The organism is Hymenobacter jeongseonensis (assembly GCF_015694725.1).
Taxonomy (GTDB): Bacteria; Bacteroidota; Bacteroidia; order Cytophagales; family Hymenobacteraceae; genus Hymenobacter; species Hymenobacter jeongseonensis.
The window spans coordinates 96,037-117,939 of the sequence record NZ_JADQDQ010000004.1 but is presented as its reverse complement, the minus strand read 5'-3'; the positions used below and the strand labels follow the sequence as shown (position 1 = coordinate 117,939).

The window sequence follows — 21,903 nt, the reverse complement described above, 5'->3', positions numbered from 1 at the left end:
GCAACAGTGTGCGTACTTGTAAATGATTCACTGGTTCCCAAAGCCGAGGTAGTCGCACCCGAGCGCACCGTAAAGCCTGTGGGCAAGCCGGAACCAATGGCATCAAAGTCTTGCGTGTAGGGGGACGTCGCGGGCAGGCTAACCTGCCCCCGCCCTATTATTGGCAGCAGCAACAGCACAAGTAATCCAAGAAATCGACTGTAAGGACAAAGGATTTGAGTAATCTGTTTTCGCATAGTACCGAGTGTAAAAATGTTTTCAATTATGAATCGCTGGGTAGACGCGTCATGAGTAAAGGTACAGTTCGGGCCGATGGTAATAAGCACAGTCAGATTGCTAAATCATTATTATAGGCTATTTTAGCCGTTTAGTTATTTCTTTTAATGCTTTGGTTATATTTTTCAAATCATATACTACCCCGGATGCTTGCGCTCCATTTCGGGGATTGTCCGGCCTGCTTTTAGGCCAATGGCAGCAGCTAGTTGCCATTTCCACGGCAACATCCCTCCGCCAAATCACCCGTCTTTGCGACTTATGCACCGAAACGGCCAACACAACAAAGGCCCCGCAATTGCGGGGCCTTTGTTGTGTTGGCCGTTCAAAAATGCTACCTGGCCAGTATTAGTCGTGCTTCACAAAGCGGCGCACTTGCCGCCCGGCCGCCGTGTGCATCTCCAGGAAGTAGGTGCCGGCCGCGAGGCGCCGCACGTCCACGCTGGGGTTCGCCGCATCGGCCGAACCCTGGGCCAGCACCTGCCCCAGGGCATTAACGACGCGGTAGGTGCGGCCTGCCGCGGCGGGCAGGCTGGCCATGAGCTGGTCGGTAGCAGGGTTGGGATACACGGTGAGTTCGCCCAGGCCGGCAGCGCCGCGCGAAGCGGCCACCGTCACGACCGGGGAATACGCCACGGTACCGTCAATATCCACTTGCCGCAGGCGGTAGTAGAGCAAGCTGGCAGGCGCCTCAATATCGAGGGCTGAGTACGTGTGAGCCTGGCTGGTGGTGCCGTGGGCGGCCACACTGGCCACACTGGCAAATGACTGGCCGTCGAAGCTGCGCTGCACCTCGAAGGAAGCGCTGTTCTTTTCGCTGGCGGTGGCCCAGCTCAGCAGCACGCTGCTGGCCTGGCGGGCGGCGGCAAAACGCACCAGCTCCACGGGCAGCGGGTTAATGTTGGGCGGCGTGTTGATGTCGGTGCCCAGGGTAAAGTCGCCCAATACCGGCCCAAACGGCACCGTGGAGGTGATGAAGCTACCGGTGCCGGTGCCGCCAATGTCCAGCCACTTCGAACCATTCGCTGGGTCTGTTTTCGCAATCCGCAACAGGCTATTGGTCCCGGTGCTGACAAGGTCGGTGGCGGGGTCATAGGTCAGCCGGATGCTGGCGCTCACCAGCTGGCTGGTGTTAGCGCTTTCCTGCACCACGTTGTAGTAGCGCAGCGGCGACACCCGCGCCAGGGTAGCCGGCAGCTGACGCACCGGCGAAGGGGCTTCAAATTGCCGCGCGGTGTAGCTGGTGGTGGCCGCGGCCGCATCGGTAACCGTGAGAATGAGTGGCCGGTATTGGCCGCTGTGGCCCAGCGGAAAAGACTTACTCACGCTCAGGGTTCCGGTATTGGTGACCACGGGCAGCGTCAGGGCATTGATGTAGCTGTTTGCGCCCCCGCCGGTTACGGTACCGCTCGGCAATACTTCCACCCGGGCGGTGCCCCGGACGAAGACGATGCCACGCGTTAAGGTCAGGAATTTTACGACGAGCGTATTCTCCAGCTCCGCGGTCTGAATGACCGGCCCAGCGCGGTTGATGGTGAAGCTATTCAGCGAAGCCTGGCCCGGCACAAACGAGATGACGCCAAGCGGGCCGATGTTGCTGTTGCCTAAAATGGCAAGGTTGGCCGTAGGAAGGCCGCCAACAAGGGTGCCGGCAAAACGGGCCTGCGTGGGGTCGGTAATCAATGACCCGGTCAGATTCAGGGTCACGCCGTCCCCAATTTTCAGCACTCCGCTCGTCATTGTGAGGGTACGCACGTCCAGGGTACCGCTGGCAATTTCAAGCGTTCCATTGGGCCGGTTGAGTTGCAAATCCCGAAGGACCCGGCCGGTGCTGGGCGCGGCAAAAGCCAGGGAGCCCACCGGCCCGCCAATGCCGGGGTTGACAATGAGGTTGGACGTAGTAGAGCCGCTCAACAAGCCGGCGGTAGACGTAACGGAGCCATTCAAGGTCAAGGCATTGCCGTTGAGGCTAAGTATGCCCGCGTTCAGAAAGAGGGCATTTTCGATAATTAAGCTGCTCGTTAACAGGGTGGTCCCCGAGCGATTCAGGGTGAAGGTGCCAAACGTGCGGCCGGCCACCGAAGCGCCAAGCTTCAAAGAGCTGATGGCGCCGCTACCGCCGATTGTTAATTTTGCATTGCCAGCAGCATTGCCCTGCAACACCCCGTTGGTGGTGGTGATGGGTCCGTTCAGCGTCAGCGTAGTGTTGCCCACCAGCAGCTGGCCGCTGGTCAAGGCCAAGGTGCCCTGCACCGTCATGCTAGTGCCCAGTGTCATGGGGCCGGCGGTGTTCAGGGTGAAGTTATTCAGCTCGGCAGCGCCAGCTGTGAGGCGCAAAGTCCCCAGGGTTGCCGTGCCGATTTTATTAAATACCAGATTAGACGTTGGGCTGAGCGTCAGGGTGCCCGTACCCGAACCAGAAATGGTTGCGTCGCTGCCCTGGCTGAAGCTGAGCGTGTTGTTGTTCACGGTCAGGCGGCGGCCCGTGGCCAATTCATAACCGCCGCCGGCGCTGGTGCCCAGCTCCAGGTTGCTGGTGCCCGTGGCCAAGCTCAGGCCGGCCTGGCTGGCGGGCAACGTCACCTTAAACAGCTTGATGGTGTTGCCACCGCCGTTGAGTACCTGGGGGATGGTCGTATTGGTCGCCACGAGGCTGATGTGCTCATCAGCAGCCGTCGTGAAGTTCACGGTTCCCGCCAGCGTGAAGTTGCCGGCCAGGTTCAGTATCGATGCGGAAGCTGCGGCCCCACCCACGGTAGTGGTCCCTCCTCCCGTGGTGCCCACCAGCAGCGCACCGCGCACCACGGTGGTGCTGGCGCTCAGCAGCTTGGTGGCGTTGCGCAAGGTGAGGTTGCCGTAGCCGGGCCCGCCAAGAATGGGCACGGTGTAAGCCGTGGCCTGGGCAAATTCCACGGTGCTGCTCGCGTCCACGGTGCCAAAGGTGACGGCCGGGGCCGCGTTCAGCTGCACCAGCGTAGAACCGCTGCTCAGGTCCATTGTGCCCGTAAAATTGGCAGAGGCTGGCACGGTAAAGCTGGCATTGGTTCCCAACACGACTTTTGCGTTGGTTCCCGATACCGTCAGGTTGCCCGCGATGGTGCGGTTGCTGCCGGTGATGTTGAATACCTGGAGGTTTTTGCTAAAGCTCGTGGGAGGTGGGCCGGTACCATCCGGGGTGCTACTGAAATTGGTTAATATGTTCAGCGCGCCCGTTGCCTTGCTGTAGAAAACGGTGGCCTGGGTAGTTATCTCAGCCGCCGAAGCCGAGTTCTGCGGCTGTGGCACCGGGCGCAACACGAAGTCAAAGTTGTTGTTGTTGCTATCGTAGCCATTGCCTTGGAACTGCTCAGCGCCGCCCACGGCCATCGACGCACTTGTCGACATGGGCCCGGCCTTGCGCTCGATGCTGGACGTGAGGGTTGGCAAGGGCGCAACTCCGGCGCCTTCGTACTTGGCCACGCCACCGTAGCCCACAAAATCCACAATGCCAGGGTCGTTGGCCTCGGCGCTGTTGCTGAGCTGGGCGATGCTGTTGACCAGCGCAATGCGGCCGCCAGCGCTTTCCAGGTCAATTGTGCTGGTTGCATCGGGCGCCACGGGCAACACCGCTCCATTGGCGCCTGCCGAAGCAAACCGTACCAGAAAGTAGCCATGTGCGGGAATGCTCACGTTGCCCAGGGCCGCCACGTTGTAATTGCCCCCGCCGTTCACCGGGTTGAATTGCACGGAGTAATTAGTCAGGCTGATGGCGGCGTCGCTGGAGTTGTAGAGCTCCACAAAGTCGTGGCGCAGAGCCGCGCCGCTTTCGCCGCCAGTGGTGTACACCTCGCTGATGACAACCTGCGCGTGCCCGAACATTGGCATTCCCATCATCAAAAAAAGCAGCGAGCATCTCCAAAAGCTATTGAAGGAACCAGGCCAGTTAGTAAAAAATTGTTTCATGTGTTTTAAGATGATATAGGTTACCGTTTGTACCGCCTTAGCAAAATTAAATCACACGAAACTACAATAATTTTTCACTCCTGCAAATAGTCTTTACATGAATAATATGCTATTCGAAATTGACATAGTTATTAAATGCTGAGAATGAGCATTTTTTCCACAGTACAATTAAAAATCTTTTTTATTCTTTTTAATAAAATACCTGCCTAGAATTGACCATTTACCCTAACCCACTCACAAACAGCATAGATAAGTACAATTTTTAGTCAATTTTCAGGAGCCATTAATAGGCCCTGGCCACTCCAAATTGGCCGATGCCACCGCCAAACCGAACTGCGCACAATGGCCTGCCTCATCGGAGGCATAGCAGCAGCCAGCAACCCGTGATAACATAGCTTACTAATAGCCCCAAAAGCCCACTACAATTGCAATAGGGCACTTTTTGGAGCTAAGGCACGGGAATGGGCACGCGTGTAGCGCAACACCAAAGTCGTTTCCCGCGCGCCGCCTGTGCAGCCGGCAGGCGCTTACGTCCAGCGGCTCAGAAACTGCAGAAACGCGTCTTTGTACTGGTCGCCCACCGGAATGGTAACGGCGCCAATCTGCACGGTGAGGCGGCGCACGGCCTCAATCTTATCGAGCGCGACGATAAACGACCGGTGCACGCGCATAAAGCGCCGGGCGGGCAGCTTTTCCTCCATCGCCTTCAGACTCATGAGCGAGAGCAGGGCGCGCGGCGCGCTTTTGAGGTGCACTTTCACGTAATCCTTCAGGCCCTCTACGTACAGAATGTCGCTGATGGCCACCCGCACCAACTGGTAATCGGCCTTCAGAAACAAATACTCCTCCTCCTCGGGGCCGTTGGCAGCGACGGCGCTGGCGTGCTGGGCCGTGAGCTCGGCGTAGGCGCGGGCCTTGCCGGCGGCCCGCAGAAACTCCTCGTAGTTGAACGGCTTCACCAAATAGTCGAGGGCATCGACGCGGTAGCCGTCCAGCGCGTACTGGCTGAAGGCAGTGGTGAAGATGACGCGGGGCCCGCTGTGGCCCAACACGCGGGCCAGCTCCAGGCCGGTGAGCTCCTGCATTTGAATATCGAGGAAGGCCAGCTCGACGGTGCCGGGGTGCTCGTGCAGGTACTTCAGGGCTTCGACGCCGCTGCCAAACCGGCCCACCAGTTCCAGAAACGGCGTTTTTTGAATAAACGAAACCACCAGGCCCAGGGCCAGCGGCTCGTCGTCGACGGCGATGCATTTGAGGGGCGGCAGGCTGCTCATGCGACGTGCAGGGTTAGGTGAACCAGAAACTCGTTGGTGGGCGTGTGGTCGTCGACCACCAGCGTGAACCGGCCCGGATACAACAAATCGAGGCGTCGACGGGTGTTCACGAGGCCGATGCCGTTGCTGCCGGCCAAGTCGGTGGAGGGCAGCGGCAGGCGCGTGTTGCGCACCTCTAGTTCCAGCACATTGGGCGCAGGCTGGCGCAGGGCCACAAAAATGGAGCTGGCCTGGGTGGCCGCGACGCCGTGCTTGAAGGCGTTTTCAAGAAAAGGCAGCAGCAGCATGGGGGCTACCGGCACGTCGCGCACGGGCTCGGGCCGCTCGAAGGTGACGGTGACCCGCTCATCGAGCCGGAGCTGCATGAGGGTGATGTAGTCCTGCACGAAAGAGATTTCCTGGCTCAACAGCGTGTGGCCCCCGGCACTGTCGTAGAGCACGTAGCGCATCATGCGCGACAGGCGGTGAATGGCCGAGCGGGCCTCTTCGCCATCGAGCAGCGTGAGGGCGTAGATGTTGTTGAGGGTGTTGAAGAAGAAGTGCGGATTGATTTGGGCTTTTAGCACCGAGAGCTCGGAACTAATGCGCTGCTGCTCCAACGATTGCCGAAGCTGGGCGTCCTTCTGCCACTTCTGCACCACCGTGATGCTGGTGGCAATGCCCTGCACAAACATGGTGGTGAGCAGGCCCATGGAATCGAACCGCGGCCCGCGCTGCAGCAGCCGGGGCCGGCCCGCCGCGGCCTCAAAGGCTTTATTCATGAGCTCGTGCAGATTGAGGGCCGATTCGAGGAAGCGGCTGAAGAGCAATACGCCCAGCGTGGTGCCCACCAGGGCCAGCACAAACCAGCCTGTGCGCCCCTGAAACAAGAGCCTAGGCACGCTCACCTTGGCCGTGAGGTAGTAGGAAGCCACCCAAACGCTGAACATCAGGCCCTGCCGAATCCAGAATTCGGTGGGCATCACGAGCCGGCCCGTGAGCGGCTGAAACAGCAAAAAGGTCAGCCCGAACAGCCCCCACACCAGCACATGAATGAGCGGATTGAGGTAGCGACGGGGAGTGATTGGGGGCATGAGCAGGGAAGGAGGCTAAACAAACTTAGGCAATGCCCTTGGCCAAAGTCGCGCCAAACCGACTGTTGGGGGAATTGTATCGACGGCGGGCGGCGTTTTATCGGTCGGGCTAACTTGCACCCATGATACGCCCGTTCCTGCTGCTTGTGCTTCTTTCCGCCGCTTCCACCGCCCCGGCCCAGCCCCTCCCCGACTTCGCCAGCTATCCCATCTACCACGGCCCCGACCTCGGCCTGACCTGGCGCGGCACCCAGGCCACGCTGCGCGTATGGGCCCCCACCGCCGAGGCCCTGCGGCTGCGCCTCTACGCCACCGGCACCGGCGGCACCGCCAAGGCCGAATACGCCATGACCAAGGCCCAGGGCGGCACCTGGACCTTCACCCTGCCAGCCGGCACTGCCGGGTTCTACTCGGTGCAGGCCACCATCAAGGGGAAGAAGATGGCCGAAGTAGTGGACCCCTACGCCCACGCCGTGGGCCTGAATGGGCTGCGCGGGGCCGTGCTCAACCCCGCCACCGCCCAGCCGCCCGGCTGGGCCGACGACCTGCGCCCGGCGCTCAAGCAGCTCACCGACATTGTGATTGGCGAAGTGCACGTGCGCGACCTGAGCATGCACCCGCAATCCGGCATTCGGGAGAAAGGCAAGTACTTGGGCGTGGCGCAGCTCGGCACCCGCGGCCCGAGCGGCGTCACCACCGGCCTCGAACATTTGGTGGAATTGGGCCTGACCCACGTGCACCTGCTGCCCACCAACGACTTCGCCAGTATCGACGAGAGCCTGCCCGCCAGCGCCAACCGCTACAACTGGGGCTACGACCCGCTGAACTACTCCGTGCCCGAAGGCACCTACGCCACCAACGCCGCCGACCCGGCCGCGCGCATCCGCGAGTTCAAGCAGATGGTGGAAAACCTGCACAGCCAAGGCTTGCGGGTGGTGCTCGACGTGGTGTACAACCACACCGCCAACGCCGCCCGCAGCAGCTTCGAGCAACTGGTGCCCGGCTACTACTACCGCCACCGGCCCGACGGCAGCTTATCCGACGCGGCTGCTTGCGGCAACGAAGTAGCCTCGGAACGACCCATGGTGCGCAAGCTCATCGTAGAATCGGTGGCGTACTGGGCCCGGGAATACCACGCCGACGGCTTCCGCTTCGACCTGATGGGCATCCTCGACATCGAAACCATGCGCGCCGTGCGCGTAGCCCTCGACCTACAGGACCATTCCATATTTGTGTATGGCGAGGGCTGGACCGCCGGTGCCTCGCCCCTGCCCGAAGCCCGCCGCGCCGTGAAAGCCAACGTGGGCAAACTACCGCGCATTGCCGCTTTCGGCGACGAGCTGCGCGACGGCGTAAAGGGCCACTACGCTCGCCAAACCGAGCCCGGCTTTGCCAGCGGCCAGCCCGGCTTAGAAGAGAGCATGAAGTTCGGCATCGTGGCCGCCACCCAGCACCCACAGCTCGACTATGCCAAGGTGAATTACTCGAAAGTGCCCTGGGCCGCGGCCCCGGCCCAAGCCATCAACTACGTGGCCTGCCACGACGACCGGGTGCTCTGGGACAAGCTCACGGTGGCCAACCCCGGCGCCTCGGAAGCGGAACTGATTAAAATGGATTTGCTCAGCAACACCATTGTGTTCACTTCGCAGGGCGTGCCGTTTTTGCCGGTGGGCGATGAGTTTTTGCGCACCAAGGGCGGCTCGCACAACTCCTACAACCAGCCCGACAGCGTGAACCAACTCGACTGGGGCCGCAAGGTGAAGTACGCCGGAGTGTATGATTTTTACCGCAAACTCATTGCCCTGCGCCGGGCGCATCCGGCTTTCCGACTGTCCACCACAGAAAAGGTGCAGCAGCACTTAGAATTCTTGCCTAATGTGCCCGCCGGGGCCATTGCCTACCGCCTCAAGGACCACGCTGGCGGCGATGCCTGGCAGAACATTGTGGTGATTTTCAACGGCAACCGCACGGCGGTGAACGTGCCCATTCCCGCTGGAAAATACACCGTGGTGCTGAGTGGCGAGCAGGTGAGCGAGAAAGGCATTGGCAAGGTGGAGCAAGCCGGCGCGGCGTTGCTGGTGCCGGCCAGCTCGGCCATGATTCTGGTGCAATAGGTTTTCAGCGAAGTTTTTACAGCACTTGCCCGTCATGCAGAGTGTAACGCAGCATCTCGTTTGTGGTAGTAACTCAATCCGTTCAATCAATGGAATTAGTGGCGGCACACGAGATGCTTCGCTGCGCGCTGCATGACGGACGGATGACTTCCTCAGCCGCTTTAATGGTACGGTGTTTTACCGGGCAGCAGCAGAATCGGAGTGCCGCTCTGGACAATTCGGTATGGGAAGCCGCGCCGTACTTTTTTGGCCTCCTTGCGTTAACCTCGCAACCCTCCGCCGCGCCTTCGCCATGAAAAACGTCGTCACCCTCACCCTCAACCCCGCCATTGACAAAAGCACCAGCGTGCCCCGCCTAGTACCCGAGCAAAAGCTGCGCTGCGATGCGCCCAAGGTGGAGCCCGGCGGGGGCGGCATCAACGTGTCGCGCGGGTTGCAGCGGCTGGGCCTGAGCTCGCGGGCAGTGTTCACGGCCGGCGGCCCTCCCGGCGAGGTATTGCAACAGCTCATGACGCGCGAAGGCATCGCCCAGTGCCCCGTGCTGACGGATTCCTGGACCCGCGAAAACTTCACCGTGGTGGATGCTTCCTGCAACCAGCAGTACCGGTTTGGCATGCCCGGCTCGGTGCTCACCGAAACCGAACAAGCACAGGCACTGGCCACCCTGGCCGCCCTTTCCCCCGCTCCCGATGTGCTGGTGGCCAGCGGGAGCCTGCCCCAGGGCGTCGCCCCCGAATTCATGGGTAAAATAGCCCGCTGGGCCCGCAGCGTTGGGGCCAAGCTCATCGTTGATACCTCCGACGAGGCGCTGAAATGCGCCGTTGACGAAGGCGTTTACCTGCTCAAGCCCAACCTGGGCGAGCTCAGCCGGCTGGCCGGCGTGGAAGCCCTCGACACCGAATCTGCGGCCGAAGCGGCCCGCAGCATCATTGAAGCGGGCAAGTGCGAAATCGTAGTGGTGTCACTGGGGCCGAACGGCGCCTACCTGGTAACCCGGGAGCAGGAAGAACACATTCCGGCGCCGTCCGTGAAAAAGCGCAGCACCGTGGGCGCCGGCGACAGCATGGTGGCCGGCATGGTGTTCGCGCTCTGCGAAGGTCGCCCGGTGCGCGAGGCCGTGCGCATGGGCGTGGCCTGCGGCTCGGCCGCCACTATGAACTCGGGCACGGAGCTATTTCACAAAGCGGATGCCGAAAAGCTATTCCAGTGGCTGCTGAAGCGGATGCCCCAAACGGCGCTGGCACACCTGTAGTACACACGCTGGCGTTCGCGCCACCACCGGCTATGCCTGACAGCTGATAGATAAGCTCTGTTTCTTTTCAACTGCACCAGTACTGCCTCGTGTTTGCGCCAATTTCGGCGCTTCGGTTGCCAGGGGAGTATCTGCCGTTCGTTTCTTGACTACGGGCTATTAGGATTAGGAGAAGCGGCTCAGCAGAGCCCTAATGGAAAAAGTCAATCTCCGGTATGCCAATGGGCGCACCAGGCGGCATATTCACTGCCGGGGGCGGCGAGAACTTGCTGGGGTCGGCTTTAAACCGGTTGATTTCCGAGAGCCCGAACAGCAGGTTGGCTTTTTGCACGGGTTGGGCACGTTTTGCGGCGCTCTGCATCCAATCATGAAGGCCGTCGACTTGCAGTAGCGCCTGGCCGCGCACGCTGGCCGCGGCGCGGTTGTCGGCGGCCAGTTGCAGCAGGTATTTCAGCGTCAGGTTATTAACTACCGTTTGCAGGGCCGCGGCGTAGCCCTGCGCCGGCTTGGCCCGCCAGGTGCGCTCCAACAATTGCTCCGCCACGGACCCGAAACCGGGCTGCTGGCTGTCGCGGGCCTGGTACTCAATGAGGCGGGCGGCGCGCTCCGGGTTCAGCAGGGCGGCAACGGTGGGGCCGGCCGCGGCTTCCGCGGCGGCCAGGGGGTCGAAGGTGGGGCCGGTGTAGCCCGCAAAAGTTTCGATGGAGCCGGGGTAGCCCGACGGCCGGGGCGGAATCTTGGCAATCAGCGCCTCCGGCAGCTGCAACGCGGCGGGGCTGATGGTTGCCAGCAACGCCGCCAGGGCCTGTTGCTGTGCGGCAGGGGGCACCATTTGGGTGGGCACCTGCCCGTCGTTTTTCACGGCGTGGGTAAAGTACTGCCCGCCAATTGACTTGGCCACGGCTTCTACCTGGTAGCGGTGCAGCAGGTAAATGGGCACCAGCACCTCCTCCAGGGTAGCCAGAGGCGCATTGGCCCGAATGGCTTTTTCCGAGAAGCCGTCCAGCACGCGGCGGCGCACGGCCATCAGCTTGGTGAGTTGGGCCACCGGCTCGGTGCCGTCGTCCCACTGGTTGGCGTCGGGGTGCGCGTAGCCGCCAATGTCCGGGATGAAGCGGAAGCCCTGTTGCAGGGTTTCTTTCATGAGGTTGTCGAGGGCAGCGTTTTCGTCGGTGCCCTTGGGAAAATCGGCGTAGCCCCACGTAATGGCGCGCTTGTCCCAGGCCCCGATGCCGGTGGCGTAGGCATCGGACACATCGACGCGGCCATCGGGCAGCAGGCTGAAACGCGGAAACGGGTAATCCATTACCGAGGCCCGCTCCTTGGTGCTGGCCACAAAATTGTGGTACAGGCCCAGCGTGTGGCCGATTTCGTGGGCCGACAGCTGCCGGATGCGCGCCAGGGCCAGCTGCTCCATCTGGTCCGATACCGGCTTGCCGTCCTCGTAGGGTTGCAGCAGGCCTTCGGCAATGAGGTAGTCCTGCCGGTGGCGGTCGGCTCCCAGCGAGATGATGCCTTTCAGGATTTCGCCGGTGCGCGGGTCGATGTAGGAGGCGCCGTAGGAATAAGCCCGCGGGCTGCCGGAGCGGTTTATCCAGTTCACCACGTTGTAGCGAATGTCCAGGGGGTCGGCCCCTTCCGGCAGCTCTTTCACCTGAAACGCGTTGGTGTAGCCGGCCGCTTCAAACGCCTGGTTCCACCACGCACCGCCCTCAATCAGGGATTTTTTGATGTCGGCGGGCGCGCCGCGGTCCACGTAGTACACAATGGGCTTCACGGCCTCGCTGCGGGCCGCCGCCGGGTCCTGCTTTTCCAGCCGGTGGCGGGGAATGAACCGCTGCGTCAGGGGCTGATTGATGGGCGCCGAGAAATCAACAAAGCTGAACTGGTAGAAGCCCGCCCGCGGGTCAAATTTGCGGGGCCGAAACTGGTTATCCGGCAGCTCGATGAAGGCTTGGTGCATTTGCAGCGTCACCGCGTTGGGGTCCGGCGCCAGGTCCGAGCCGCCGCCTTCCCCGCCCGAGCTGGGCCCGCCGGTGAAGGTTATCATGGCCTCAAATTCGGTGTTTTTGGGGAAGTTCCGAGTGTTTTCCAAGTACACCGCCGAGCGCGACTCATCAAACTTGTAGGGTGCCGCGACCCTGGCCCCCGCCCCTGGCCCGAGTAGGCTCGCGCCGGGGCCGGAAAAACCGCCGCTGCTCAGCCGGTCGCCGGTTTTCTGGCTGTCGCGCACCAGAAACGGCGTGAGGTCGAGCAGCACCTTGGAGCCCTCGTTCGCCACCGGCACAAAGCCCCAAATCACGGACTTGGCAAACGCGTTGTCGACGGCCCGCAGCTCGTCGGCGTTGCCGCGGGTGGCGCGGTAGTCGTAGTTGGGCTCGATGAGCATCACCTTGCCACCCACCCGCACAAACTTGGCAATGGCGGAATTGCTTTGCCCCCGCTCGATGCCGTTGCCCACCCCGCTGGACAAGGAGCCGAAATACAGAAACTCCTCGTTCAGGCGGCTCACCTCCAGCAGTATTTTGCCGGTTTTCGAATCGTAGTAAAAAGGGAAATAACCGTCGAATCTCTGCAGTCCTTTGGTCGCCGACGCGAACGAGTTGCCTGGCTGGCCAACCGCACCAGCCTTCGCCGGCAGCTTGCCCCCTTGACTAAATCCAACCGTGGGAACAGCCAGAAACCCGGCCAGCAAAAGCGTAAAATGCTTCATATCTATTGCGCTATTTCTAAGTATTTAATAGCGCAAGGTTACAATCATTTCGTTTATAAGCAGGCGCTTCATTACGTCCCCAGGCATCTTCCGCTGGCTTTTGTTCGTGTTTGTCCAGATTAGGAAGGCCGCATTCACCTCTTCAAACTTGCTTTCCACGCCTGAGGCGCTTATTTCTACGGCACATAGCCAGGATTACTTCACGGCCGTGCGGAGCTACTTAAGCAGTTATCGGCTTCCCACGCTGCCTTTTTCGCCAGTCGGAGCAGCTGATTTCCCTTGTGGGCTTTCGGGCGGGCCGAGGTAGCTGGCGGGTAGCTCGGCGCGGTGCACCACCAGCTTTTCGAGTACCACGCCGGGGTCGACGCGCCAGAACTTGAGCACGTGCGGGCCAGCTGTGGCAACGTTGTGCTGCGAGGTTTTGATGATGATGTTGTCGGCCACGGCCTGCTCCCAGGGGCGGTTGCCGTTATCGGGTTTCAGGCCGGTGTGCAGGTTGATGATTTGCGGGGCGTCGTCGTCGATGGAAACGGCGTAGCGCAGGCCTTGGGTATTGGTAAAATCCAGGGTCGGCGCGAAGTAGGCGCGCACCGTAACGGGACCAGCCTGCGTCAAGGTGACCTGGTATTGGAGGTGAGGCGAGGCGCCACCGGGCGCGGCATGCGGAGCCGCTGTGACCGGAAAAGTGGTTACCGCACCCAGCGTCCGGCCCAGGTCCGGCAGGCGCTGCCAGGTTACGGGGCCGCTATTAACCGCCTTGGCGAAATGCTCGGCTTCGATGGAAACGTAGCCGCCGTCCTCCATAAAGCCCGCACCTACAACATGCGCCATAGCAACCTTACGAGTAGCCAGTTTTGGAGGGACGGAGGTTTTTGGACTATCAGCCCAATTTGTATCCACAGCCGGCATAGTGTTTTTGGCGGGCTGCTGCCAGCTTGTGTAGCCGATGTGCGTCTGGTCCATCATGTGGTTCCATTTTCCGCCGGCTAAGGCGTGGTAACGGCTGGTGATTTCGATGTCTTTATCAAACAGCTTTCCTGCCTTTATAGCCAATTCTGTTGTGTTCGCTTGATTGCGTTTCTTGGCATCCTGGTTCAGCGCCACGGTGTAATACAGCTCGTTGAGGTTGGCGCCGGCCTGCACCGGATGTAGCACCAGTTGGTAATAGGCGTCGCGGTCGGTGGCCGGCAGCTTCTGGTTGATGGCCTCAGCGCGAGCCAGCAACTGCTGGTACTCGGCCACTACCGTGGCCCATTCGCCCGTGGCCAGGCTGTAGGTTTCCGGGCCCAGCAGCTCGGGCTTGCGGCGCGCGTTGTACTTGGCGTATTTGGCCAAGATGTCCCCGATTTCGGTGGCGTACGTCGGGCCGAACTGCTGGGCAGCCCAGCGCTGGGTGTAGGCGGCCGCGCCGGTGGCGGGAATGCGGTCCGGGTTCCAAGCGTAGTCGAGGAAGAAGCTGATGGGCAGTTCCATGGGCTTGAGGTCGCCTACGTTCACAATCCAGATTTGGTCGGCGCCATAGGCTTTGGCCAAGTGCATCTGCTCCCAGATGCGCGGCAGCGGATTCGTGTTGAGCCATTTGTAATTGCGCGGGCCGCCCACGTAGTCGAAGTGGTAGTAGATGCCGTAGCCGCCCTTGCGGGGCTTCTCCCCCAGCTTGGGCAGCTTGCGGATGTTGCCCCAGTTGTCGTCGCAGAGCAGCAGGGTTACGTCGTCGGGCACGCGCATGCCTTTGTCGTAGTAGTCCTGCACCTCCTTGTAGAGCGCCCACAGTTGGGGCGTTTGCTCGGCGGGTTTGCCGGTGGTTTCGGCAATGATTTGCCGCTGGTCGGCCACTATCTTTTCGAGCAGGTCAATGTTGCTGTCCTCGCTCATGGGCTCGTCGCCGTCGCCGCGCATACCCACCGTCACGATGTTTTCGCGGGTGCCCATGCGCTGCATGCCGCCGCGCCAGAACTCCTGTAGCGCGGGCGCGTTGGTCTGGTAGTTCCAGGCGCCTTTGCCGGCAACTTTCCATTCCTCGTGGGCACGGGTCAGCGGCTCGTGGTGAGACGTGCCCATCACAATGCCGTATTCGTCGGCCAGCACCGGGTTTTGCGGGTCGTCCACGTTGAACATGTTGCCCCACATGGCCGGCCACAGGTAGTTACCCTTGAGCCGCAAAATCAGCTCGAACATATGGGCGTACATCTTCGAGTTCACGCCCCCAAATTTCTCTTGCGACCAGCCCTGCAGCGCCGGCGCCTCATCGTTGATGAAGATGCCGCGGTATTTCACCTTAGGTTCGCCCAGCGTGTAGCGAGCGGAGGCCACGTACAGCGCCGTTTGCGTCTTTACCGGCACGTCGGCCCACCAGTACCAAGGTGACACCCCAATCTGACTGGACAAGTCATAAATCCCAAAAATCGTCCCCCGCTTGTCACTACCGGCAATGACCAGCGCGCGCTCTACACCCGGCATGGGTTTCTCCACTACCTGGCGCACGAAGGTTTCCCAGCGCCCAGCCACTGCTTTGGCATCCAGCTTTTTGTCCTTAATCAGCTGGTCAATCAGCGGGCTTTTGCCGATGGTGCCGATGAGGACAACCTCCGCCCCAGCCGGCTGGCTTGTTCTGAAAGCTGGGGAAATTTTGGTCACGCGCTCCACATCGGCTTGTAGGTCTTTGGCGGCCCGCAGCACGCCCGGCCAGTCGTTGGCACTGGCATGAATGGGTGCCACTTTCCCGTTTGCCGCCAGGGCGAAAGCGCCTTGGCTTTTCTTATTGGAAACGGTTGTTGTGCCGACGGGCAAAGTCGTTTGGGCCACCGCCTCAATGGTGCTGATTAGCGCCATTAGGGGTAGCAGGAATACGCGAAAGGGTATAGTTTTCATAGAATAGTGTATGTTGGCCAACTCAAATACTTGAGTCCGTCATGCAGAGCGCAGCGAAGCATCTCGCGTGCTGTCACTAGTTCTTTTTCTGGCAATTGGATTACTCCCCCGAGCGAGATGCTTCGCTGCGCTCTGCATGACCGTAGTTGTGCTAGAACTTCACCACCTCGTAGAAAGCCTTCTTGGGCTTCTGATTTTGGTCAAAAAGCAGGGGGTAGTTTTTGCGGCCAGCCACGGGGTAGGTATCCAGCCAGGTGTACTTGTCGGAGATGTTCCAGAAGGTGACGCCAGTCAGCACGCCTTTGTAGTCGCGGAAAACCTTGAAGAACATCTTGTACTGCTCGGCTTGCTTCTGCTCCAGCTCCGGCGTGTAGGCGTCCGACTCGTCGGGGCGCTTGGCGCGGCGTTCCTTTTCCCAGGGGTAAATCGACACATCCAATTCCGTAATCTGGATTTTCAGGCCCAGCGACTTGTACTGGTCCAGCGCGGCGCGCAGTTCCGGCTCCGTGGGCTCTTGCAGCGACCAGTGGCCCTGCAAACCAACCGCATCAATCGGCACTTTGGCATCCTTCAGCTTCTTGAGCAGCTTCACAATACGCTCGCGCTTTTCGGGCCGCTCGGTGTTGTAGTCGTTGTAGAACAGCACGGCCTTGGGGTCGGCGGCGTGAGCGTATTCGAAGGCTTTAGCAATGAAGTCTTCGCCGCAGATTTTGTACCACTCCGAGTTTCGCAGAAACTCGTTCGGGTTGTCTGAAATGGCTTCGTTTACCACGTCCCAGGCGTAAATTTTGCCTTTGTAGCGCTTTACCACGGTATCGATGTGGTCCTTGAGGCGCTTGAGCAGGACTTCCTTGGAAACGGTTGAGCCGTCGGCGTTTTTGAACAGCCACGCCGGGGTCTGCTCGTGCCAAAGCAGGTTGTGGCCGCGGACCTTCAGCTTGTTAACCTGCGCAAACTGCACGATTTCGTCGGCGTCCTTCCAGTTGTAGCGGTTTTCTTCGGGGTGGATTGGCCCCATCTTCATGGCGTTTTCCGGCGTGATGCTGTTGAATTGCTGCTTAATCAACTCGCCCTCCGCTCCTCTCAGACCTTGTGGCGACACGGCTACGCCCACCGGGAAATAGGCTTTGTAGTAGTCTTTCAGGCCCTTCGTAGCGGGTGCCTGCGTGGGCGCCGACTGCGCATGCGCCAGCGAAGCCACGTCGTAGCGGCTGTTCAACGCTCCCAAACCGCCCATAATGAGGCTACCGAGGAGTAAGCGGCGCAGCGGGGTAGCGAGAATGTTGGTTTTCATATTCGTATGTTGAAAAGGACAGTTGTGTTGAGCGCACCGCCGGCCCCTCACCTGCGGAAAGATGAGCCGGACAAAATGTAGCGTGGACTCTGCGAGTCCGCGTATTGTCGCATCGTTCGGAGTTCGTTCTGGCGGGCGCGGACTCACAGAGTCCACGCTACAGTTGCGCCGCCGTACCCCCCTTCTACAAGGGAGAGGAGGCTTAGCTGCGCACCTACCGCAATTCCAGCACTACCACCGACTTGGCCGGCAGTTCCACGGTCAGCTTGTCGCCGCGCTTTTTGGCGCCGTTGAAGGCCACTAGCTTCACCGTGTTGGGGTTGTCGAAGGTGTTGTAGTCGTTGATTTTGGCGGAAGTCAGCAGCCGGCCCGTCACCGTTTTCCAGGTCACGCCGGCCAGCGCTGTTTCCAGCTTGATGGCTTTGTTGGGGTCCAGGTTCACCAGGGAGATGTGCACGGCGCCTTTGGCATCTTTGGAGGCCGAGGCGTTTAGGGCTGGGATTTTCTCGTTGCCGAAGGCGTAGTCCGGGCTGCTGAATTGCAGGGGCAGGTACTGCGCGTCCTGGTGCACCTGGTAGAGGTCGAAGACGTGGTAGGTGGGCGTGAGCAGCATTTTGTCCTTCTCCGTGAGGATGACGGCTTGCAGCACGTTCACGGCCTGGGCCAGGTTGGCGCCGCGCACCCGGTCGCAGTGGTTGTTGAAGATGTTGAGCGTGGTGCCGGCCACCAAGGCGTCGCGCAGGGAGTTTTGCTGGTAGAGGAAGCCGGGGTTGGTGTTGGGTTCCACGTCGGTCCACACGCCCCATTCGTCCACCAGCAGCGCCACCTTTTTGTCCTTGTCGTACTTGTCCATGATGGCGGCGTGCTTGGTCACCACGGCTTCCATTTTCAGGCAGTTGCGCAGCGTGCTGAAGTACATGTCCTCGCCGAAGCCGGTGGCCTTGCCCTTGCTGCCGGTCCAGCTGCCGGTGGGCAGCGTGTACTGGTGCAGGGTGAGGCCCCACATCTGGTTGAGGGGGATGTTTTTCATGCACGTTTCGGTCCAGTGGGCGTCGTCGCCGTTGGCCCCGCTCACAATTTTCTTGAGCGGCGGGGAGGCCGGGTAGTTGTGGGCGAAGGTGGCGTAGCGCTTGTACACGTCGGTGTAATATTCGGCGGTCATGTTGCCGCCGCAGCCCCAGCTTTCGTTGCCAATGCCCCACCACGTCACTTTATACGGGTCGGGGTGGCCGTTTTTGCGGCGTTCCAGCACCAGCGGGGTGTCGTCGTTAGAGTTGAGGTATTCCATCCAGCCGGCCATTTCCTGCACCGTGCCGCTGCCTACGTTGGCCGCCAGGTAGGGCTCGGTGCCGAGCAGGTTGCACAGCTCAAGAAATTCGTGGGTGCCGAAGCTGTTATCCTCCAGGTTGTTACCCCACCACATGTTCAGCATTTTGGGGCGTTGGGCCGTGGGGCCTACGCCGTCGCGCCAGTGGTAGGTATCGGCGAAGCAGCCGCCGGGCCAGCGCAAATTCGGAACCTTGATTTTCTTGAGCGCCTCCACAATATCCATCCGAATCCGGCCCTGTTGCGGGGCTTTTGAGTCTTTGTCAGCCCAAAAACCACCGTAAATGCAGCGGCCCAAATGCTCGGCAAAGTGCCCGTAAATGTGTTTGCTGATTTGCAGCTTGGGGTCGCCGGCCTGCACGGTCATCTGCACGGTTTGGCTTGCGCCTTCCTTCGGTTGGGCCGAGGAAGCAGTCGGCACGGCAAAGCTCAAAGTGGCCACGGCAGCCAGGCGTCGGGGAAAATTCATAGAAGAAGGGAAATAAATGGTGAGTGAAATACTGGCCCAAGCTACGGCCTGGTATTCCAGCCGGCAAAGCGGCGTTCCGGCTCGCAGGCAACCGTGCCCACGTGAAGCAAAACCCCGCTCACCAACGGGCCTTGTGCTTGTGCCGAAACGCCGATGCCGCCTACTGGCAAGCGAGCTATTGCAGGCGCGCCGCAGTCGGCAAAACATCCCCGGCCAGCCGCCTTGCTATTCCCACCACTTGGCGGCCGGCTGGTTCTGTTTTTTCGAAGTGCGCCGGGCCCTGCCCGACGCGCTTTTTTTGTTATTACACCTACCCTTCTAACCCGTCATGTCGAGCGCAGCCGAGACATCTCGCCCGCTTTGTCCTCACGATTGGATTACTACCACACGCGAGATGTTTCGACTTCGCTCAGCATGACGTTCTTTTTTGTTGCGTTAAGGCGTTGGGTTAATGCTTATATGTACTGGTTGATGATGGCTTCCAGCCACTCCTGCTTGCCGCTCTTGGGGGTCGGCTCGCCCGACTTGTGGGCGATGGTGCGCAGGTCTTCCAGGGTCAGGCCGCCGCGCTCGAACTCGGCACCTTGGCCGGAATCAAACGAGGCGTAGCGCTCCGTGCGGAACTTCCGGTAGGGCGACTTTTCGAGGATGTCGTTGGCCACCACTAGGGCGCGGGCAAAGGTGTCCATGCCGGCGATGTGGGCGATGAAAATGTCCTCCAAATCCGTCGAGTTGCGGCGGGTTTTGGCGTCGAAGTTGATGCCGCCGGGCGAAATGCCGCCGTGCTCCAGGATGATGAGCATCGACTCGGTCAACTCGTTCAGGTTGTTCGGGAACTGGTCGGTGTCCCAGCCGTTCTGGTAGTCGCCGCGGTTGGCGTCGATGCTGCCGAGCAGGTTGGCGTCGGCGGCCACTTGCAGCTCGTGCTGGAAGGTGTGGCCGGCCAACGTGGCGTGGTTCACTTCCAGGTTCAGCATGAAGTCGTCCTGCAGGCCGTGCTCGCGCAGGAAGCCGAGGACGGTGGCCGCGTCGAAGTCGTACTGGTGCTTGGTGGGCTCGGCCGGCTTGGGCTCGATGAAGAACTTGCCGGTGAAGCCCTGCTTGCGGGCGTAGTCGCGGGAGATGGTCAGGAACTTGGCCAGGTGCGCCTGCTCGCGCTTCATGTCGGTGTTGAGCAGGGTCATGTAGCCCTCGCGGCCGCCCCAGAAGGTGTAGCCTTCGCCGCCCAGCGCGATGGTCGCGTCGATGGCGTTTTTCACTTGCGTGGCGGCGTGGGCCACCACCTGGAAGTCGGGGTTGGTGCTGGCGCCGTTCATGTAGCGCGGGTGCGAAAACACGTTGGCCGTGCCCCACAGCAGCTTCACGCCGCTGGCGGCCTGATGCGCTTTGGCGTAGTCCACGATGGTAGCCAGGTTGCGCTCGTACTCGGCCAGCGAGTCGCCTTCTTCTACCATATCAATGTCGTGGAAGCAGTAGTACGGCGTGCCCAGCTTGGTGAAGAACTCAAACGCGGCGTCCATCTTGTCCTTGGCGCGGCCAATTATTTCGTGGTGCGAGTCCCAGGCAAACTGCTTGGTGCCGGGGCCGAACGGGTCGCCGCCGGTGCCGGTGAACGTGTGCCAGTACGACACGGCGAAGCGCAAATGCTCCTTCATGGTTTTGCCGGCCACCACGCGGTTTTCGTCGTACCATTTAAAGGCGAGCGGGTTGTCCGACTCGCGCCCTTCGAAGCGAACGGTGTCGATGCCCGTGAAAAATTCTGTCTTGGAAAGCGTGTTGCTAGACATAGGAGGGGGTGGTGATGGTATTGGGAATAAGGTGAGATAATGCGTCTTGCCAGCGGCCGTAAGCGGCTTGGTATTGTTCGCGGAGCTGGTGCGTGGGCTCCACGGTGAGAATGCGTTCGAGTCCGCCGAAGGCTTCGGCCGGGCTGGCGTACACGCCGGCGCCGATGCCCGCGCCGCGCGCCGCGCCCTGGGCCGCGTCGGTGTTGTAGAGTTCCAGCTCCACGTTGCCGCTGTTCACGAAAGCTTCGCGGAACACCGGGCTGAGGAACATGTTGGCGTTGCCGGCGCGCACCTTGCGCACCTGCACGCCGCTGGCCCGCATGATGTCCATGCCGTAGTTCAGGGCGAATACGATGCCTTCCTGGGCGGCGCGCAGCACGTGGCTCTGGTGGTGGATGTTGAAGTTGAGGCCGCGCAGTTCGGCGTCGGCCGGGCGGTTTTCGAGGATGCGCTCCACGCCGTTGCCGAAGGGCAGAAACACGAGGCCCTCCGCCCCTACCGGCGCCTGGGCGGCGAGTTGGTTCATCTGGTCGTAGGGCAGCTGGCCCACGATTTTGCGCAGCCAGCTATTCAGAATGCCGGTGCCGTTCAGGCACATCAGCACGCCGTTGCGGGGCTGGGCGGGCGTGCTGTTCACGTGCACAAAGGAGTTCACGCGGGAGCGTGGGTCGGGCGTGTTAGTTTCGTTGATGCCGTAGACCACGCCGCTGGTGCCGCCCGTGGCCGCCACTTCGCCGGGGTTCAGCACATTCAGCGAGAAGGCGTTGTTGGGCTGGTCGCCGGCCCGGTAGCTGATGGGCGTGCCGGCCGTGAGGCCCAGTTCCGCCGCGGCCTCCGCCGTCAGGTGCCCCTGCACCGAGAAGGTGTCTACCACCTCGGGCAGCAAGTTGGCGCTAATGCCGAAGTGGTCCAGCAGTTCCTGGGCAATGGCCTGCCGCTTGAAGTTCCAGAATACGCCTTCCGACAAACCCGAAACGGTGGTTTGCAACTGGCCGCTCAGTTTGAAGGCGATGTAGTCGCCGGGCAGCTGAATCTTGTGAATCTGCGCGTACACCTCGGGTTCGTTTTCGCGCACCCACTTCAGCTTGGAGGCCGTGAAATTGCCCGGCGAGTTCAGGAAATTGCTAAGGCAAAACTCTTCGCCCAGCTCTTCAAACGCTTGGTTGCCGAAGTCCACGGCGCGGCTGTCGCACCAGATGATAGCGGGGCGCAGCACCTTGCCGGCCCGGTCAATCAGCACCAGCCCGTGCATCTGGTAGGTAATGCCGATGCCGGCCACGAGCGAGGTATCAAAGCCGTAGTCGGCCTTGAGTTGGGCGGTGGCGTTCACGCATTCCTGCCACCACCGCTCGGGGCGCTGCTCGGCCCAGCCCGCGCGGGGCACGCTGATTTCCATCTCCTGCTTGGGCGAGGTGACGGCCGCCACGCACTTGCCGGTGTTGATGTCCAGCAGCGAGGCTTTTATAGAAGAGCTACCGATGTCGTAGCCGAGGAGGTATTTCATATTTCTAGAGA

The 21,903-nt window shown here is 60.9% G+C and carries 11 protein-coding genes; 2 read left to right on the top strand and 9 right to left on the bottom strand.

Annotated elements, in window-relative coordinates; genetic code table 11:
- Positions 1–621 precede the first annotated feature (621 nt).
- The 3 genes from I2I05_RS10075 to I2I05_RS10065 form a co-directional block, all read right to left on the bottom strand.
- Positions 622–4,137 carry a T9SS type A sorting domain-containing protein gene (locus I2I05_RS10075; protein WP_196282125.1) on the bottom strand — a complete coding sequence of 1,172 codons (3,516 nt, stop codon included), beginning with the start codon at positions 4,135–4,137 and terminating at the stop codon, positions 622–624.
- A 605-nt stretch (positions 4,138–4,742) separates the two neighbouring features.
- The gene (locus I2I05_RS10070) at positions 4,743–5,489 is read right to left on the bottom strand and encodes a LytR/AlgR family response regulator transcription factor (RefSeq protein ID WP_196282124.1); all 747 of its coding nucleotides are present in this window, start codon (positions 5,487–5,489) and stop codon (positions 4,743–4,745) included.
- Complete coding sequence (locus tag I2I05_RS10065; protein WP_196282123.1) at positions 5,486–6,562, bottom strand: sensor histidine kinase; 1,077 nt, start codon at positions 6,560–6,562, stop codon at positions 5,486–5,488. Before I2I05_RS10065 ends, I2I05_RS10070 begins: the two co-directional genes overlap by 4 nt.
- Before the next feature lie 122 nt (positions 6,563–6,684).
- Between I2I05_RS10065 and pulA the strand changes: the two genes are divergently transcribed.
- Together pulA and I2I05_RS10055 are read left to right on the top strand one after the other, a co-directional pair.
- Positions 6,685–8,676, top strand: a complete 1,992-nt coding sequence (pulA, locus tag I2I05_RS10060) for a type I pullulanase (protein WP_196282122.1) — start codon at positions 6,685–6,687, stop codon at positions 8,674–8,676.
- 292 nt (positions 8,677–8,968) lie between these two features.
- A complete protein-coding gene (locus I2I05_RS10055) occupies positions 8,969–9,928 on the top strand; it encodes a 1-phosphofructokinase family hexose kinase (protein WP_196282121.1) in 960 nt (319 codons plus the stop codon).
- Positions 9,929–10,118: 190 nt separating this feature from the next.
- Here I2I05_RS10055 and I2I05_RS10050 read toward each other — a convergent pair whose 3' ends face one another.
- From I2I05_RS10050 to I2I05_RS10025, 6 genes are all read right to left on the bottom strand, one after another.
- Positions 10,119–12,641 carry a zinc-dependent metalloprotease gene (locus tag I2I05_RS10050; RefSeq protein WP_196282120.1) on the bottom strand — a complete coding sequence of 841 codons (2,523 nt, stop codon included), beginning with the start codon at positions 12,639–12,641 and terminating at the stop codon, positions 10,119–10,121.
- Positions 12,642–12,869: 228 nt separating this feature from the next.
- Entirely contained in the window at positions 12,870–15,512 is a 2,643-nt protein-coding gene (locus I2I05_RS10045; RefSeq protein ID WP_196282119.1) for a glycosyl hydrolase 115 family protein, read from the bottom strand.
- A 151-nt stretch (positions 15,513–15,663) separates the two neighbouring features.
- Positions 15,664–16,806, bottom strand: coding sequence for an endo-1,4-beta-xylanase (locus tag I2I05_RS10040; RefSeq protein ID WP_196282118.1), 1,143 nt, complete (start codon positions 16,804–16,806; stop codon positions 15,664–15,666).
- A 214-nt stretch (positions 16,807–17,020) separates the two neighbouring features.
- The gene (locus tag I2I05_RS10035; protein WP_196282117.1) at positions 17,021–18,601 is read right to left on the bottom strand and encodes an alpha-N-arabinofuranosidase; all 1,581 of its coding nucleotides are present in this window, start codon (positions 18,599–18,601) and stop codon (positions 17,021–17,023) included.
- Between the two features lie 455 nt (positions 18,602–19,056).
- On the bottom strand, positions 19,057–20,388 hold the full coding sequence (xylA, locus tag I2I05_RS10030; RefSeq protein ID WP_196282116.1) for a xylose isomerase: 1,332 nt from the start codon (positions 20,386–20,388) through the stop codon (positions 19,057–19,059).
- Positions 20,381–21,892, bottom strand: coding sequence for a xylulokinase (locus I2I05_RS10025; RefSeq protein WP_196282115.1), 1,512 nt, complete (start codon positions 21,890–21,892; stop codon positions 20,381–20,383). Before I2I05_RS10025 ends, xylA begins: the two co-directional genes overlap by 8 nt.
- Positions 21,893–21,903: the final 11 nt, after the last annotated feature.